Origin of the sequence: Chthonomonas sp. (assembly GCF_035294165.1) — a bacterium.
Lineage (GTDB): Bacteria > Armatimonadota > Chthonomonadetes > Chthonomonadales > Chthonomonadaceae > Chthonomonas.
In genome coordinates this window covers 1-1,044 of sequence record NZ_DATGLN010000095.1, presented here as the reverse complement: position 1 = coordinate 1,044, position 1,044 = coordinate 1, and the positions used below count along the sequence as shown (strand labels likewise).

The following is a 1,044-nucleotide window of genomic DNA, read 5'->3' as shown; positions in this document are numbered from 1 at the left end:
GTGCCGCCGGACACCGGAATCGTCCATCAGGTGAACATCGAGTATCTCGCAAGCGTCGTATTTAGCGACAACGCGGGTGGCGGCGATATCCTCGAAGCCTATCCGGATACGCTCATGGGCACCGATTCCCACACCACAATGGTCAACGGCCTGGGAGTGGTCGGCTGGGGCGTCGGGGGCATTGAAGCCGAAGCCTGTATGCTCGGCCAGCCCATCTCGATGTTATTACCCCAGGTCGTGGGCTTTAAGTTAAGCGGTAAACTGCCCGAAGGTACAACCGCTACCGACTTAGTCCTGACCATTACGCAAATATTACGCAAAAAAGGTGTCGTGGGTAAGTTCGTCGAATTTTATGGTCCGGGCGTAAGCGCACTATCGGTTGCCGATCGTGCAACCATCAGCAACATGGCTCCCGAATATGGTGCCACCATCGGTTTCTTCCCCATCGATTCCGTCACTCTCGACTATTTGCGCCTCACCAACCGGCCCGCAGAGTTGATCGAGTTAGTCGAAGCCTACGCCAAAGAGCAAGATCTGTTCCTGACTCCCGATTCGCCGGAACCGGCTTATTCCGATACCCTCTCGCTCGATTTGTCCAAAGTGACTCCTTCTCTTGCCGGTCCCAAGCGCCCGCAGGATCGCGTCGATCTGCGCGAAGTTAAGGAAAATTTCCTGATCTCCCTCGGCGCACCTCCCAAAACCGCCGAATTGAGTGTCAACAGTCACAAGGAACAAATTCACGATGGCTCCGTCGTCATTGCCGCCATCACAAGCTGCACCAACACCTCCAACCCCTCCGTCATGATCGCCGCTGGTCTGTTAGCCAAAAAAGCGGTCGAGCGCGGACTGAACGTAAAGCCTTGGGTAAAAACCTCCCTCGCACCCGGCTCGAAAGTCGTTTACGACTATTTAAACGATGCCGGCCTGATGCCCTATCTCGAAAAACTGAACTTCCATCTCGTGGGCTACGGTTGCACCACCTGCATCGGCAACAGCGGCCCGTTGCCGGAAAACGTCGCCAAGGCAGTTACAGAGAACAAACTC

The 1,044-nt window shown here is 55.4% G+C and carries 1 protein-coding gene; it reads left to right on the top strand.

Features of this window, described 5'->3' with window-relative positions:
* On the top strand, window positions 1-1,044 hold a 1,044-nt coding region (locus VKV29_RS05040), incomplete at both ends, for an aconitase family protein (protein ID WP_324200210.1).